The organism is Bacillus sp. XB1, assembly GCF_053557995.1.
The window spans coordinates 689,786-705,581 of sequence record NZ_JBNRIL010000001.1; the positions used below are offsets into that span (position 1 = coordinate 689,786).

Sequence of the window (15,796 nt, forward strand, 5' to 3'; positions counted from 1 at the left end):
ATAACAACCTACGTAAAGGGGAAAAGGTAGGGAGAAAAGATGAGTCAAGAAATTGAAACGAGAATCAGTCAATGTAATCAAAAATTACGAATTATATTTGAAGAACAAAATGAAAACCGAATTGCGCTGCAAAATCAAGAACGAGCTGAGGTTAGTTTTCATGAATGGAAAAATAGAAGTAATCGTTTATTTAACCGAATACTAGAAACTTGGCACGGCGACAAAGAAGTGTTTCACCTTTTTACGAATATGCGGCAAGAAATCGGACAGTATGAAAGAAAACTTACATTCGAATTAGAAAATGAAAAAGAGACGTTGCTTAAAGAAAAACGGCATCTCAGTGAGAAAGAAAACGACCTTTCCTATGAACAGCAGCAACTACAAAGGGAGGCCAATACATGAGTTTAAACATGTATTTGGGAGAAGTACAAAGTCAAACTCAAAGTATGAACGCTATATGTAATGCTACGATTCAAAGTATGGAACAAGCCATTCAATCTATTGATGCATTTGCGATAGACACAGTATTACAAGGACAAACATACAGTAGTGCAAAAGCCTACCTTGTCCAAACATTTCGGCCATTAGCGCAAGGAATCATATGCTTATGTGAAGAATTAATTCGCCAAAATGAAGCATTTCCAAATGAGTTCCAAGCGAAAGTTGCTTCGACAGATGTGATTGAACAAGAAATAAGAGAACAAATAAGGGGAATTAATCAATCGATTACAAGTATAGAAGCAATAGAAGTACTTACACCAATGCCCGGAGTAGGTGCAATTGTAACGGTATTAGGTGCAATGAGAAAAAAACTGGAAGAAAAACTAGAGCATTTATATGAATTCAATCATTCATCCAGCAACAACTACAGCACCGCTCTCCAATTAGCAGCTAGCATCACAGCCGGACTCGCTGAAGTGCAAAGTGGGAAAGGATTTAGTCCTGTGAGTGGTACGTTTAGTACACAAGGGTTGAATATGGATTGGGTGAGTTCGATTCAGGGGATTATAGAAGAAACAGCTCGAAAAAATGATCAGTCAATTAAAGATATAGAAACAAATAACATAATTGAGAAGAAATCTCCGGTTAGAAATGCTTGTGACGATGCGACAGACAGTATAGTTGGCACGTTTGAAACAGCGAAAAAGATGTGGGAAGCTATTCAAAGAGGATCGGGGAAAGCTATTGGTGATGAAATCGAGTCCGCAATAGCTTTAAGTAATATGGACATAGGAACTTTTATTAATGTAACCTATGCACTTTTCCATTTGGATGAAACTGCAAAAAATATGTGGCATGCATTTTCAAATAAAATAAAACGAGATATGATAGAGGGAGATGCAGAGAGTCGTACAGAATTGACTACCTATGGATTAACACAAATAGCTACCACAATATTAGGCGATAGGGCACTAAATAAAGTAGGCCATATCACAAAAGGAGCAAAAGCATCAAGTGGAGTAAGTACATTTGCTAATGCAGTAAAACTAGCAAAAGAATTGAAGCCTACGCTTGAAATGTTACAATCATTTAAGAAAGAGGCTTCCTATGCATTCTCTAATGTTGGTGGAACTATTATAACCAAAATACCACACGGTGAATTGATAGAAGCTTATTATAAGTTTGCGAAGTCTAAAGATGGTGGTAAGGGTACGGGTAAAACTGTAAGCAATTATCTTGATGATATAGTCGAGGCTGGTGGTACCAGAAGAGAAATAAATTCTAAACTTCGAAATCCATTAGATAATCCTAAGATAGCAAAGGAGATTGAGGGAAATACTGAAGCTGTATATGGATATTCACCTAAGAAGGAATCTGCCTTAAATAAGTTTGGGGTAGACTGGACAAATGGTGATGAAGTTGCTTATGCAAGAAGCGAAAGAATAAAGTATCATGAAAAAATACAACAAAAAAGAATACAACTAGAACAAGATATTAAAAATCTTCAAAATGATGGGCTATCTATGGAGGAAATTGCTAGATTGAAAGTCGAAGAGCGAAATCAAGGAAGAATGGAAACGTATATAAAATCTAATAATTTAGATGGATTGAATGCAATGAAAGAAAGAAATATTCTTGAATATGGCAGGGCAGAAGGACCTACACCTGAACAACTTTATAAAAAGTATGGTTCATGGGAAGATGTGATATATGGCAGTTTAAAAACAAATCCAGCAATGGATGTCTTGACAGGATTATTTCATAGTATGGGAGGAAAATAATTATGAAAGAAGAAAAAATACAAGGTAATATAAAGTGGATTGCATACAATAATTTAAGATTTAGAATAGAGAAGGTTAATGATGATTCATCCGTAATTTGGGTTTCTGATAATTTTGTAAATTTATGTTTTACCTTAGTAATGAATGACTTTTTAAGTAAATGTGAGGATGAGTTGAATATAAATATCGAAATTGATTTGACTTGGAATAATCATAGAGGTTTGATTATAAAAAATCATGATATAAATCTAATTTTAGGAGAAATAATTAATTTTATTAGCGAATGGGAGTTAGAAGGAAATTCAAATGCTGATAATTTTTCTACGGAAGAGTGGTATTCAGCATAAGCTTGCAGGGTATGCTAGCTTTCCATCATTTTTAGGAATTTAAAAATATGGAGGGAAATTTAATGTATGTTTAGGGGACATTGAATGTGAATTGAAACTAAAGAGTTAGATAAATATTTTAAGCAACTAGTGAGGAATGAATTCTGTATAGTAAAGAATTCATTCCTTTTAAGTTTGTTTTAATTTACTTGTAATTATAGTAGTTAATATTTGAAGAGGCAATCACCCTAAGTCGTAAAGACACGAAAGCCTATACTCAAAGTAAGATTTCAAAGCTTTAGGAAGAAATTGGTTGAGTTAAAGGGGCTAAGGATGATACTTAGGATACGGCTAACGGTAAACCTAGCAGTAACAAAAACACAAATGTAGATAATTTTGATGCAAAAACAGCTACAAATAAGCAAAAAGGTAATTATGGTGAAATAAAATCTAGTGACAATTTATTGAATAATCAAAGTTTAAAAGAAGCTGGATTTGATTTAAAGCCAGTCGGAAAAAGTGCACCATCAGGCATAAATGATAAAATAGTAAAAGGAATTGATGGATTATACGAAAATGCAAATGCAGAGTCAAAGATCAAATACGTTATAGATGAAGCTAAGTTTGGTAGTTCACAATTGGGGAAAACTAAAGATGGACGACAAATGTCAAATGATTGGTTGAATGGTGCGAAGACCAAAAAAAGTAGAATATTTAAAGCTGTTGATGGAGATAAGAAATTGGCAGATAAGATTAAAAGAGCGCTGGAAAGAAATCAAGTAGAAAGAGTACTATCACAAGTCGATAGTACCGGAAAAGTAAAAACATATAGATTAGATGCAAAGGGAAATATTATTGGAGAATGGCCATAATTTAGAAGCTAGGAGGAATCAAATAGAATGAGAGATTATTTAATTATAGAAGAAAAATGTAGAGAAGGAATTGAATATAATAAAGAGTTTATTCAAGAAAATAAAGAGGATATTAAAAGTTTAGAAGAAGATGAGAAAAAGGGAATTCAAAGATATTCTAAGGATAATAATAGTATTATAGAAGGAACCTACTTATCAAGCTTTAATTATGAGTTAGAGGATATTATTGCAAAATATTCCCTAGGAGAAGCTATCCATACAATAGAAGGAGATTTTGACAACGCTCTTATTGATTTGGGGCATATAGGGGAAAGAGAAGTTGGATATTTAAATCTAATTTGGATGATATCTCTAGGGATTTTATTAGAAACGGATAAAAAGAATCTTGTAAGTTTAGCCAAGCTAGTTGAGAAGGAAAATATGAACGACGCAGTAATCGATTTCCTCTTATGCGCTAGTGATATCGGATACACAAAAATGACGAACAGATATTATAAAGAAAATCCATATGCAAAAACGAAAGAGATTATAGAACTTGCACAAACAGATAAAAGAGAAGCATCTAAAAGATTACAAACGTACATGGAGAAAGAATGGTTTAAAGGTCATTATGATTATGAATGGAAAAATGCCCATAAAGAACCTGGATATGTGGGGTATTGGAGCTTTGAGACAGCTGCAATAGTAAAGATACTCGGACTTGATGATACAAGTTTAAAAGGTAATAACCATTATCCATATGATTTGGCACATTATAAAAATGAAATGAAATTTAAGCATATAGACCTAAGTGAATATCACTATGAAGATGAGACAGAAGAAATCGAGGATATAGTAGAAGGAATTGAACATAATCCTACATTGGAAAATATTATTCCGCCAAGATGGCATTCATTGGTCAATGAATTAATACATGATTATGAGAATATGGATGATAGTAGTTTTTATGAAAAATACAAAAAAACGATAGGAATAGGTCAAGTATGGTTTTTACCACAAGAGTATGAAGAAGAGAATGAACAAAAAAATCTATTAGGAAGTTTAATTGTGTTTGCCCTGACGGTAAGAGATTATATATTACAATTGGATTATAAAGAGGATTTAGAGGACTACATTGATAATCTTAAAAATTTCTGGAATGGATCAGAAACAAAGTTAATTCAATTTATTTTAGAGAATGATCAAAATTATTATGCATGGGTACCAAAAGAAGCAAACATCCCAAATATGTATGAAGTGAAGATTGAGAGTGTCGATGTAGAGGAAGTTCTATAACGAGCAAATCGAAATGGTTTTTATTATATGTAATATTAGAATGCATTTTACTAGTTAATTGAAAACAATGCATGCGTGGCAGAAAAAAGGATGTATTGTTACTAAAAATTAGAGGGAAAGAAGGCTGTTGGATTGAGTTAAGCACCTTATTGTCAATATACGACAATAGGTGCTTTTTTGCGTGCAATGAAGAAAAAATAAAAGATTTATTTTCACTCTATTTCATCTTCGAATTACATGTTATAATTTGGAAAAAATATATTCTTAATTTTTAGATGATTAAAAGGTGGTAGATTACTATATGAGTACATTAAAGAAAATTACTAATAATATTTCGAAGGTTATTATAGGAAAAGACGAATCGATAGAACTAGCAGCCATTGCTCTAATAGCAGGGGGACATATTTTATTAGAAGATGTACCTGGGACAGGAAAAACAACATTAGCGAAAAGTTTGGCTAAAAGTGTGGACGCTAAATTTCAAAGAATACAATTTACAGCGGATACTTTGCCTGGAGATGTTATTGGTCTTGAATATTTTCATGTAAAGGAATCGGATTTTAAAACAAGGTTAGGACCGATTTTTGCAAATATCGTATTAGTGGATGAAATTAATCGAGCTGTACCGAGAACACAATCTTCGTTACTTGAGGTTATGGAAGAGCGTACTGTTACAATTGCGAAACAGACACATTCATTACCAGAACCTTTTTTAGTTATAGCAACGCAAAATCCACTCGAATCAGCGGGCACATTTCCGTTACCAGATGCTCAGTTAGACCGGTTTTTACTCACAATACGCCAAGGTTATCCTACGAGAGAAGCTGAAAAGGAAATGATGAATCGGTTTCAAATGAATGATCCATTAGAAACGTTACATTCTATTATTTCAAGTGAAGAAATTATTACGATGCAAAAGCGTGCAAGAGAAGTGTTAGTAGGGAATGATGTGCAAGATTATCTCCTTGAAATTATTGAAGCAACTCGTAACCATGAGTTAATTGAAATTGGTGTAAGCCCTCGGGGAACGTTGGCATTTATGAGAGCAATTCAAGCACGGGCAATATTAAATGAAAGAGATTACTGTACGCCAGATGATATTAAGACGCTCGCTGCATCAGTTTGTGCTCATCGTTTAACGTTAACGATTGAGGGAGAGATGAAAACGACGAAAGAACAAATTATGAAAGAAATTCTTCATACGATTAGTGTGCCAGTGGAGAATGTACGATGAATCAACAGCTTGCGTATACATCTTTAGCGGAGCCTTTCGTAATGGGGGTTATGTCAGTTGTAGCAGTTATTTTAAGTGTATTTTCAAGTAATCTACTGTTTTTATCTCTCGTATTTTTATATGTAATTTTAATAGGTGCTATGCATGTATATATACGTAAAGTATCTCGTGTTGAATGGGAATACAGTCAAGGGAATTCGAACGTTTTTATAGGTGAAACGAATATGTGCAAAATGAAAATTTCAAACAAGTCGATATTTCCTATTCTTAATATCGTATTTCGATTTAAATGTGAAAATAAGCTAACTTGGAATCATGATGAAATAAACAAAAATCATAGTACAGGTTCAAATTATTATATGAATTTTAATTTAAAAGGAAGGGAGTCAGTTTCATTTGATTTGCAAGCTGTAGCGTTAAAAAGAGGCATCGCGAAATGGGAAGAAGTTGAAATTGTTATTACTGATCTCTTTGGATTTATAACGAACCATATAACATATAAACAAGTTGATACGCCCTCTTATTTAGTCTTACCAGCTGTTCCGAAAATACAAGTTCCTGAATTACAAGAATGGTCACGAGGATTTCGAAAAGCGATGTCTTCACCCTTATATGATGAAACGAAAGTAATGGGAGTAAAGTCTTATGAAAATGAAGATTTTCGTTCCATCCACTGGAGTGCAACAGCGAAAACGGGGACGATAACTGCGAAAAAGTATGAGCGAACACAATGTGATAAATACGCGATTTATCTCAACTTGCAAAATAAAAGTGGTGTTTCTTTGCGAAATGATATAGAGGAACTAATTGAATTAACAGCAGGTATATGCAAACAACTTCTTATGCAAAACTGTTCGTTTGAAGTATGGATCAATAGTGTAAAAGATAACGGTTTGCTACATATAAAAAATGGGGATAATCGGAAACATTTGCAAAATGTATTAAAGGTACTTGCCTCGATATCAGACCAAGATACGCCTATATCTTCTTCTTACTTTTACACAGCAGGCTTTCGTCGAAAGGAACTGGATGCGGTTCCTTTAATTATCGGTACTTCACCAAAGAAATACAGTAGAACGAATAAATGGATTGTAATGAAAGAATAAGAAGGGGCTTATGTCATGGTGAATAAGAAGCGGCATATGAAAGTGAAGTTATGGAGTGTAAGAACTTTAATCATACTTTTCTTTGCGATTAGTGCGATAACGTTATCACAAGGTGTTGTGTATGTACAAGACATAGTAAAAGAGCGTTTTTTCAGTAAGACTAAGACAATATCGGAAAGAAATTATGATTTTACTAGTATAGGTGAAAATTTCGATGATTCCAAAATAGATGAAGATGAATATGAAGAAGTAGAAGATACAGGTATAAGAACGAAAACGGGTAAAAAATTTCAACCTTTCGAAAGAGAAAGTCTATGGAGTGACGTGCTTTCTGTTCTTTCAAATATATGGATTACTATAGCTTTTTATGTGATAATTGCAATATCAATTATATATGCCATCTACAAGTATATTAGGAAAAAATTGACGAAAACAGAAATAGTACAGGAGAAAGAATTGGTTACAAAGCACACTGCGGTAAGAAGCATAAAGAATGAAAAAGTCATTCATCAGTTAGAACAGCCGTTACCGACAGATAAGATAAGAAAAACGTTAGTTGAATGGGAAAGAACATTACCATTTCATGAACAGAGAAGATCCTATGAAACGATGCAACAATGGTTAAAAAGAATTTGTAGAACAAGGGATATTATCTCGTTATATGAGTCTGTTCGTTATGGTGAAAAGACGTATACGGATTTAGATGTGGAAGAAATAATGAAGTGGGTAGAGGGAGATGGGAAGGTGGATATATAAATATTCACCTTTTCTTTTTTATATGGAAATTTGATTAACATGAATTATTTTCTTATATGAAACCGTATTTAAATAGATAAACAAAATTAACTTTATTTACTTATACTTCATTACATGTTAACCTATACTTAATTTTTATAAATTATAATTAATTTTTGATTTTTTAAGGGTGTGAAAATGTAATGAAATCGGTATTAAAAAGCATACTTATTTCCTTTGTTTTTTCAGCAGTAGGTATGTGTTGGTTACTGTACGTATTATTCAAAGGGGACGGAGACTGGTTATTGTCTTGGATAGGTGTATTAATGGCATATTTATCTTTATATACTTTAATAGATTTATATTGTAAAAATACATACGATAAAAAAATAAATAAATGGCTTATAAAAACAGCGGTGACTAGTTTTAGTTTTTCTGTATTAGGAATCTCATTTTGTATCATACATGAGCTATTAACACCATGGAGTCTTAGTTTAATGGTGTGGTATTGGTTGCTAATGTTAGTATTATTTTTAACAACTATAATATCATTAATCAGTTTAGTATTTGTTAATCGTAAAAATCACAATTTCACCGTTGGATATAGAATGCTCATACTTCTAAATGTATTTCTTACACTAGGACCAGTATTATGGCCGCTATTACTTTCTATTATTGGAAATGGTATGAATGCTAGTGCGGGCTGGTAAAAAGGAATATAAATTAGTTGTGTAAAGAATAGGATGAAAAGTTGATATAGAATTTTAAATGTTTAAGAGAACATGTTTACATAAAAAATGAAAACATGTTCTCTTTTTATTTGCATGCATAACTCTTCCTCAGTTTACCGTATTTAAATTTAAACGTAAGTATTTCGTAAGGAATGGATAAGAAAAAAGAGAGATTTATCATATAGGATGAAAGTATAGCTTGAATCAATCCGATATTAATGGAGGAGAGAAAGCCTTATGAAAAAATGTAATTCAATTAAGTTAGCAAGTTTTGCAGTTTTATTAGCGGGTACTGCTCTATTTACACCTGGTTTTACTGTGACTGCAGAGTCAACTCAAAATATTTCTAGTTCGTCACAAGTACATGATCAAAAGAATCGTAATGGCTGGAAACAAGTAATGCAGGAAACAGTACAGCTTGGTGCTGTAGGAATATTAGCTAAGGCGTCTAACAACGGAAAAACTAGTAGTTTTACTGCTGGCGTGGCGGACTTAAGTACAAAGAAACCGGTGAATTCGGATTATCGCTTTCGAATTGGTAGTGTGACGAAGACGTTTACTGCGACGACTGTGCTTCAATTAGTAGGAGAAAATCGCTTACAACTTGACGATCCAATTGAAAAGTGGCTACCAGGTCTCGTGCAAGGAAATGGGTATGATGGTAATCAAATTACGATACGACAACTTTTGAATCATACGAGTGGTATCGCTGAATACTTAAAGTCAAAAGACGCGGACATAATGAATTCGAAAAAAACGTATACAGCAGAAGAAATAGTGAAAATAGGTCTTTCGCTGCCTCCAGATTTTTCGCCGGGAAAAGACTGGTTGTATTCAAACACAGGATACGTAATACTAGGAATGCTTATTGAAAAAATAACTGGAAATAGTTATGCGGAAGAAATCGAAAAGCGAATTATTGAACCTTTGGACCTATCAAATACGTTTTTACCAGGAAATTCACCCGTCATCCCAGGAAAGAATCATGCTCGTGGATATGTGAAAATAGAAGGAACAGGCGAGTTGAAAGATATTACGTATTATAATCCAAGTTTAGCTAATGCAGCTGGAGATATGATTTCTAATGCGGATGATTTAAATAAGTTCTTTTCATCTTTACTCGGTGGTAAGTTACTGAAGGAACGCGAGCTAAAAGAAATGCTTACTACAGTTCCTATAGAAGGAAAAGGGGTTGGTGACGCATACGGTCTTGGAATCTATGAGACTAAACTTCCAAACGGTGTTTCAGTTTGGGGGCATGGAGGAGGAATTCCTGGATTTACAACTTTTGCTGGGGGAGTAATTGGAGGCAAACATACATTGGCTATCAGTCTCAACTCTATAGGTGGGGTCGATATTGTTCCGCAGTTTAATAAAATGATGCAAATTGAATTTAATAAATAGATGAAAAGAAAGTGAATGGAATTTTGTTATAGTTATATTTAAAAGAGGTGCTTTTTTAAGTTCGCAACTATGGACAGTAGTTGCATTTATGATATGGAATCAAGTGTATTTCAAAGTGAAAATCAATCTTAATGCTTACGATAAAAATAAAAAGGATGTCAGTTACATGACATTCTTTTTATTTTGGATAAAAAAGGTATGTATGTAGTTCTGAAAATTGTTATTTTTAAAATTATTAAATATAATGAAGGATATAGGGGCGCCAATTGGGGAGTTATGAATGGAAAATACTTTAGTTAGTTAAGTATTTCTCGTTTTAATCAAAATAATTATGAGTTGATTTGGAGTTGAATACAATGGGGGAAAATCATTATAAATGGAGTAATAAACAATTACGAGAGCATGTTGAAGTAATAGATGGTAAAAGAAGTCCGCACATTTTATGTAAGAACGCAACTTATTTAAATTCCTATATGCGCGAGTGGATGCAAGCAAATATTTGGATCTATGATGACCGGATTGTTTATGTAGGGGAAAAGCTGCCAGTGCAACTGCATGAATGTGAAGTCATTGATTGTGATGGAAAGTATGTAGTTCCAAGTTACATAGAACCTCATGCACATCCATATCAATTATATAATCCTGAAACTTTAGCGAATCATGCGATGCAGTTTGGGACAACAACTTTTATTAATGATAATTTAACTTTATTTTTCACATTAAAGCGTGAAGAAGCATTTCGTTTATTAGATGAATTTGAAAAGATTCCAGCAAGTATGTATTGGTGGTGTCGTTTTGATGGACAAACTGAATTGCAAAACGGGGAAACTTTATTTAATCGTGAAGAAATAATAGAATGGCTTAAGCATAAAGCAGTTCTTCAAGGCGGCGAACTAACAGCGTGGCCAAAACTATTACATGGCGATGATGAAATGTTAACTTGGATGCAGGAAACGAAGCGATTGCAGAAGAAAGTAGAAGGACATTTTCCAGGTGCATCTGAAACGACTTTAGCGAAGTTAAAACTGTTAGGTACAGATTGTGATCATGAAGCGATGACAGGGCAGGAAGCTTTTACTCGTCTTATGCAAGGTTACACTGTTTCCCTAAGAAATTCTTCAATCCGCCCAGATTTAGAAGTTTTACTGAAAGAATTGTTGGAACTAGGCGTAAAGCAGTTTGATAGATTCTTTTTTACAACAGACGGCTCACATCCTTCGTTTTATGAGAATGGAATGACAAACGTTATGATTTCTACCGCGATAAAACAAGGAGTGCCAGTAATAGATGCATACGATATGGCAAGTTATAATATTGCTCGTTATTATAATATGGAACATGTACATGGTTCGATTGCGACAGGTAGAATTGCTAATATCAATATTTTAGAAAGTAAAGAAAACCCAGTACCAATTAGTGTCCTTGCAAAGGGGAAATGGGTGAAGCGTGACGGTGTAAATACACATGAGGCATTACATATAGACTGGAGTAAACATAAAGTAACTCAATTATCATTAGATTGGTCAATAGAAAAAGAGGATATGATTTTCTCTAATAAAACGGGGATACACTTATTAAATAACGTTATTACAAAACCATACACTAGTGAAATCAATATAGACTGTGATGAATTGTCCACAGATCATGATGAATGTTTCCTTATGATGATTGCTCGTGATGGCAGTTGGCAAGTGAATATAGCTGTCAAAGGTTTTGCAAAAGAACTAGGTGGGCTTGCTAGCTCTTATTCTGGTACAGGTGACATCATTCTTATCGGAAAAAGAAAAGAAGATATGCTTACAGCTTTTCGTAGAGTAAAAGAGCTCGGTGGTGGAATGGTCATAGTAGAAAACAATGAAGTGTTACACGAAATAGCATTACCATTGCTCGGGATTATGTCTAATTTAAAAATGAGAGAATTAATACAGGAAGAGAAACAGATGGTGAAATTACTACAAGAGCGTGGCTACGCGTATGATGATCCAGCATTTACAATTTTATTCTTTTCTGCGACGCACTTGCCTTTTATACGAGTAACACCTATAGGATTATATGATGTGAAAAGTAGTAAGGTAGTTGCCCCGCCCGTGAATTTGATAAAGCAATATTAAAAGGAAAGATCCTATAAAAATTTTATTTTATAGGATCTTTCTTATTATTAGCATAAGAATATTGTAAGCCTCAAATGATATAGTATCTAAATCATTTGAGGTGATATGTAAATATGAAAAAAATATTTTACATTTTAAGCGTATTTATTCTGTGTGTATCGATACAACACGTTGTACATTCCCAATCAGACGCACCAGAGTTATCTTCGGATTGTCTCGAAGAAAGAAAAGTTAGAGATGAAAAGTATGTGAAGAATATAATACAGGACATTAAATCCACATTTAATTTAAATATTGATGAACATAGTTTTTGGGAAGTAAGTAAAAGAGATCTGGAGGCTGCTCATTTGATGTATGGTGGAAAGGAAAATGATTCTTATTATACTTCGCTAACTAAAATTTATGATAGTGGTGGATTTAGCGAACAGCCCAGCCTATTTGTGAGGGCGCAAGAAGCATTTTTACTTTATAAAGAAAAAGATAATATCAATGTAATGAAACGCCTAAAACTAGACGTTGAAAAAGGGGAATGGCTCGTTATAAAAACGAAAAAGAAGAAAGGGAAAAAAGTGAAATTTAAGCCGTTGCAATGTGAAAAAGATTATATGAAAAAGAGAAATGAATAACAAAATACTTATTCATGCTGTTTTTATTCAACGATATTTTGCTGTTGATTTGAAATAGAAAAAGGTAAACGAACATATTAGCTTTATGGAATATGTTTGTTTACCTTTTTTTGAGAGATTTAATAATTGGGGATTATTTACTGCCTAATGAATTTATAACATTCAATGAATTTGTTCTTCATAAACATTAGATTTTGTGTCAAATGATTTATACATTGCCGAAACACCTATGTATATTTTATTCTACAGTATTTATAAAAGAATGTTGGCTATTCATAAGAAATATGATTGGCACGGTTTTTGCTTGTATTACATGTAAGGAAGGGAGATTGTATGTAAGGAATCTGTACTCGTAATAGTATAAAACAAGCTACTATTGCATTATTAATCATAGTTGTATTTATAGGGGAACTGTAAATACATACAAATAAGTGGGTTTTTTTGATTTTAAAATTCTGAATTTTCATTTAAATCATTAGGGGGCAATGGTATGGTTAAATATTCGAAAATTTCTAAGTGGATTCTTGGTGTTGGACTAGTGACAATAACATGTAATGGTTTGCAAATTCAAGCAGAGACAAAAGAGAAAAATGTGAAGAACGTATTACAAATGGAGCCGGTAGGAATACAGAAATCTGTTGATGAATTGGCGCACCCTTCAAAAGTACAAGAAAATGAATCTTTTACAAAACGGTTAAAATTAGCGGATTTATCGCAGCGTCCACTAGCACCAACCGATAATATTAAGCCGTTAGGTGAAGAAAAAAAGTATTCGATGGCTGAGTTAAATCAATTAAATAATAAACAATTAACTGACCTTCTTGTGACAATTAAATGGTATCAAATTCCGGAATTATTTCAGTTTAATAGTGATAGTCTTAAATTCTATCAAGATGATAGCCGAATGCAAGCGATTATTAATAAACTAGCAGAACAAGGACAAGCTTATACGCAAGATGATTCAAAAGGGATTGAAACATTAGTAGAAGCTCTACGTGCAGCGTTTTATTTAGGTTTTTACCATGATGAATTAAGCAAACTAAATGAGCGTAGCTACCATGATAAATGTTTACCAGCTTTAAAAACAATTGCAAAAAATCCAAATTTCAAACTTGGTACATCAGAACAAAATAAAGTAATTGCATCATATGGAAAATTAATTGGAAATGCATCAGCAGATGTTGAAACGGTTTTATATGCAGGTGAAATTTTTAAACAATATAACGATAATCTTGCAACTTTCATTGAAGACCGAACAAAAGGAGACGCTATATATGAGTTGATGAAGGGAATTGACTTTGATATTCAGACGGATATGTACACGACTGGAAAAGAGCCAAAAGATACGATGTGGTTTCGAAATATTGATAACTTTATTAATGAAATAAATCGTTTTGCACTACTTGGTACAGTAACAAATAAAAACGGATGGTTAATTAATAATGGAATTTACTATGCTGGCCGATTGGGCAAGCTTCATAGCACGCCCACAAAAGGACAACAAGTTGTTACAGATACAATGCGAATTTATCCATATTTAGGAGAGCAATACTTTGTTGCGGCAGAACAAATTACTACAAATTATGGAGGAATAGATGCGAATGGAAAAACTGTAAATTTAGATCAAATTCGAGAAGAGGGGAAAAAGAAATATTTACCGAAAACGTATACGTTTGATGATGGTGCAATTGTCTTTAAAGCTGGGGATAAAGTTAGCGAAGAGAAAATTAAACGTCTATACTGGGCGGCAAAAGAGGTGCGTTCTCAATTTTATCGTACAGTTGGTAGCGATAAACCACTTGAAAGTGGACATGCTGATGATGTGTTAACGATGGTTATTTATAATAGCCCAGATGAGTATCAATTTAATCGTCAACTGTACGGATATGAAACGAATAATGGTGGGATTTATATTGAAGGGACAGGGACTTTCTTTACATATGAACGTACACCAGAGCAAAGTATTTATAGTCTGGAAGAATTGTTCCGCCATGAATTTACGCACTACTTACAGGGAAGGTACGAAGTTCAGGGATTATGGGGCCAAGGGGAAATGTATCAAAATGAACGTTTAACATGGTTTGAAGAAGGGAATGCAGAGTTCTTTGCAGGTGCAACGCGATTAGATAGTGTAGTACCACGAAAAAGTATAATTGGTGGGTTATCTAATGATCCTGCAAAACGTTATACAGCATCACAAACATTAAATGCGAAATATGGAACGTGGGATTTTTATAATTATTCGTTTGCACTGCAATCATATATGTATAATAAGCGCCCAGAAATGTTCGATAAAGTACATGATTTAATTCGCGCAAATGATGTTTCAAGTTACGATGAATACCGTGCTACATTAAGCAAAGATAATAAGTTAAATGAAGAATATCAATCTTATATGCAAATGCTTATTGATAATCGTGATAAGTATACAATTCCACAAGTATCAGATGAGTATTTAACTCAGCATGATCCAAAATCGCTTTCGGACGTTACTTCAGATATTACGAATGAAGCGAAATTAAAAGATGTGAAAGTAACAAAGAATAAATCACAATTCTTTAATACATTTACACTACAGGGGACATATACAGGAAGTGCGGCTAAAGGAGAAGTTGAGGACTGGAAAGTGATGAATGAAGCAACGAATGATATGTTGAAACGTCTTTCAGGAAAAGAGTGGACTGGATATAAAACATTGACTGCTTATTTTGTAAATTACCGTGTAAATAATGCTGGGCAATTTGAATATGATGTTGTGTTTAGCGGAGTGAATACGGAAGAAGGTACGGCTGTAGAAAAAGAACCAAATAATTCATTTGAAACAGCAAACCCACTATCTTTGAATATTTTGTTAAGAGGAACCTTGAGCGATCAAGATCAGGGGGATAAATTTGTTATTGATGTAAAGGATCAAAAAGATTTACAAATTTCTGTTACGAACGAACAAAATCTTGGATTGAACTGGGTATTATATTCTGAATCAGATTTAAATAATTATGTAGCTTATGCAACAAAACGTGATGGAAACAAATTGCTTGGAAATTATAATGCAAAGCCAGGGAAATATTACTTAAGTGTATATAAGTATGGTGGTGGAACAGGGAATTATACGGTACAAGTAAAATAGTTTACTATAGTTTGTTTTGAAAGGCTA

12 protein-coding genes and 1 pseudogene are annotated in these 15,796 nt (G+C 33.4%); all 13 read left to right on the plus strand.

The features are described from left to right. Nucleotides 1–39 precede the first annotated feature (39 nt). The 13 genes and pseudogenes from ACK1U5_RS03405 to colA all read left to right on the plus strand — a co-directional run bounded on the left by ACK1U5_RS03405 (nucleotide 40) and on the right by colA (nucleotide 15,769). On the plus strand, nucleotides 40–402 hold the full coding sequence (locus tag ACK1U5_RS03405) for a DUF3958 family protein (protein ID WP_000076595.1): 363 nt from the start codon (nucleotides 40–42) through the stop codon (nucleotides 400–402). Continuing rightward, entirely contained in the window at nucleotides 399–2,222 is a 1,824-nt protein-coding gene (locus tag ACK1U5_RS03410; protein WP_069604672.1) for a T7SS effector LXG polymorphic toxin, read from the plus strand. The genes ACK1U5_RS03405 and ACK1U5_RS03410 overlap by 4 nt, the downstream gene beginning before the upstream one ends. 2 nt (nucleotides 2,223–2,224) lie before the next feature. Next, nucleotides 2,225–2,569 carry a hypothetical protein gene (locus ACK1U5_RS03415; protein WP_000656836.1) on the plus strand — a complete coding sequence of 115 codons (345 nt, stop codon included), beginning with the start codon at nucleotides 2,225–2,227 and terminating at the stop codon, nucleotides 2,567–2,569. 323 nt (nucleotides 2,570–2,892) lie between these two features. Continuing rightward, nucleotides 2,893–3,420, plus strand: a pseudogene (locus tag ACK1U5_RS03420) (hypothetical protein); the annotation flags it as partial. A gap of 27 nt (nucleotides 3,421–3,447) precedes the next feature. Further along, nucleotides 3,448–4,695: a PoNi-like cognate immunity protein gene (locus ACK1U5_RS03425; RefSeq protein WP_069604878.1), complete on the plus strand. Its 1,248-nt coding sequence runs from the start codon at nucleotides 3,448–3,450 to the stop codon at nucleotides 4,693–4,695. Nucleotides 4,696–4,996: 301 nt separating this feature from the next. Continuing rightward, nucleotides 4,997–5,929 carry an AAA family ATPase gene (locus ACK1U5_RS03430; RefSeq protein WP_000105650.1) on the plus strand — a complete coding sequence of 311 codons (933 nt, stop codon included), beginning with the start codon at nucleotides 4,997–4,999 and terminating at the stop codon, nucleotides 5,927–5,929. Continuing rightward, nucleotides 5,926–7,035: a DUF58 domain-containing protein gene (locus ACK1U5_RS03435; RefSeq protein ID WP_003312283.1), complete on the plus strand. Its 1,110-nt coding sequence runs from the start codon at nucleotides 5,926–5,928 to the stop codon at nucleotides 7,033–7,035. The genes ACK1U5_RS03430 and ACK1U5_RS03435 overlap by 4 nt, the downstream gene beginning before the upstream one ends. A 15-nt stretch (nucleotides 7,036–7,050) precedes the next feature. After that, nucleotides 7,051–7,791 (plus strand): hypothetical protein, encoded by a 741-nt coding sequence (locus ACK1U5_RS03440; protein WP_069604879.1) that lies wholly within the window; start codon nucleotides 7,051–7,053, stop codon nucleotides 7,789–7,791. Nucleotides 7,792–7,973: 182 nt separating this feature from the next. Next, entirely contained in the window at nucleotides 7,974–8,480 is a 507-nt protein-coding gene (locus ACK1U5_RS03445; protein WP_000843833.1) for a DUF3902 family protein, read from the plus strand. A gap of 258 nt (nucleotides 8,481–8,738) precedes the next feature. Then, nucleotides 8,739–9,905, plus strand: coding sequence for a serine hydrolase domain-containing protein (locus ACK1U5_RS03450; protein WP_113710666.1), 1,167 nt, complete (start codon nucleotides 8,739–8,741; stop codon nucleotides 9,903–9,905). A gap of 356 nt (nucleotides 9,906–10,261) precedes the next feature. Beyond that, nucleotides 10,262–12,016, plus strand: a complete 1,755-nt coding sequence (locus ACK1U5_RS03455; protein ID WP_061655721.1) for an adenine deaminase — start codon at nucleotides 10,262–10,264, stop codon at nucleotides 12,014–12,016. A 113-nt stretch (nucleotides 12,017–12,129) separates the two neighbouring features. Beyond that, nucleotides 12,130–12,642 (plus strand): hypothetical protein, encoded by a 513-nt coding sequence (locus ACK1U5_RS03460; protein WP_000719378.1) that lies wholly within the window; start codon nucleotides 12,130–12,132, stop codon nucleotides 12,640–12,642. Nucleotides 12,643–13,132: 490 nt separating this feature from the next. Beyond that, on the plus strand, nucleotides 13,133–15,769 hold the full coding sequence (gene colA, locus ACK1U5_RS03465; protein WP_069605296.1) for a collagenase ColA: 2,637 nt from the start codon (nucleotides 13,133–13,135) through the stop codon (nucleotides 15,767–15,769). The last annotated feature ends 27 nt before the right edge of the window (nucleotides 15,770–15,796 follow it).

What these genes read in the sequence shown, in the direction of transcription:
- ACK1U5_RS03405 (WP_000076595.1), top strand. Translation starts at nt 40, where the DNA reads ATGAGTCAAGAAATTGAAACGAGAATCAGTCAATGTAATCAAAAATTA.
- ACK1U5_RS03410 (WP_069604672.1), top strand. Translation starts at nt 399, where the DNA reads ATGAGTTTAAACATGTATTTGGGAGAAGTACAAAGTCAAACTCAAAGT.
- ACK1U5_RS03415 (WP_000656836.1), top strand. Translation starts at nt 2,225, where the DNA reads ATGAAAGAAGAAAAAATACAAGGTAATATAAAGTGGATTGCATACAAT.
- ACK1U5_RS03425 (WP_069604878.1), top strand. Translation starts at nt 3,448, where the DNA reads ATGAGAGATTATTTAATTATAGAAGAAAAATGTAGAGAAGGAATTGAA.
- ACK1U5_RS03430 (WP_000105650.1), top strand. Translation starts at nt 4,997, where the DNA reads ATGAGTACATTAAAGAAAATTACTAATAATATTTCGAAGGTTATTATA.
- ACK1U5_RS03435 (WP_003312283.1), top strand. Translation starts at nt 5,926, where the DNA reads ATGAATCAACAGCTTGCGTATACATCTTTAGCGGAGCCTTTCGTAATG.
- ACK1U5_RS03440 (WP_069604879.1), top strand. Translation starts at nt 7,051, where the DNA reads ATGGTGAATAAGAAGCGGCATATGAAAGTGAAGTTATGGAGTGTAAGA.
- ACK1U5_RS03445 (WP_000843833.1), top strand. Translation starts at nt 7,974, where the DNA reads ATGAAATCGGTATTAAAAAGCATACTTATTTCCTTTGTTTTTTCAGCA.
- ACK1U5_RS03450 (WP_113710666.1), top strand. Translation starts at nt 8,739, where the DNA reads ATGAAAAAATGTAATTCAATTAAGTTAGCAAGTTTTGCAGTTTTATTA.
- ACK1U5_RS03455 (WP_061655721.1), top strand. Translation starts at nt 10,262, where the DNA reads ATGGGGGAAAATCATTATAAATGGAGTAATAAACAATTACGAGAGCAT.
- ACK1U5_RS03460 (WP_000719378.1), top strand. Translation starts at nt 12,130, where the DNA reads ATGAAAAAAATATTTTACATTTTAAGCGTATTTATTCTGTGTGTATCG.
- colA (WP_069605296.1), top strand. Translation starts at nt 13,133, where the DNA reads ATGGTTAAATATTCGAAAATTTCTAAGTGGATTCTTGGTGTTGGACTA.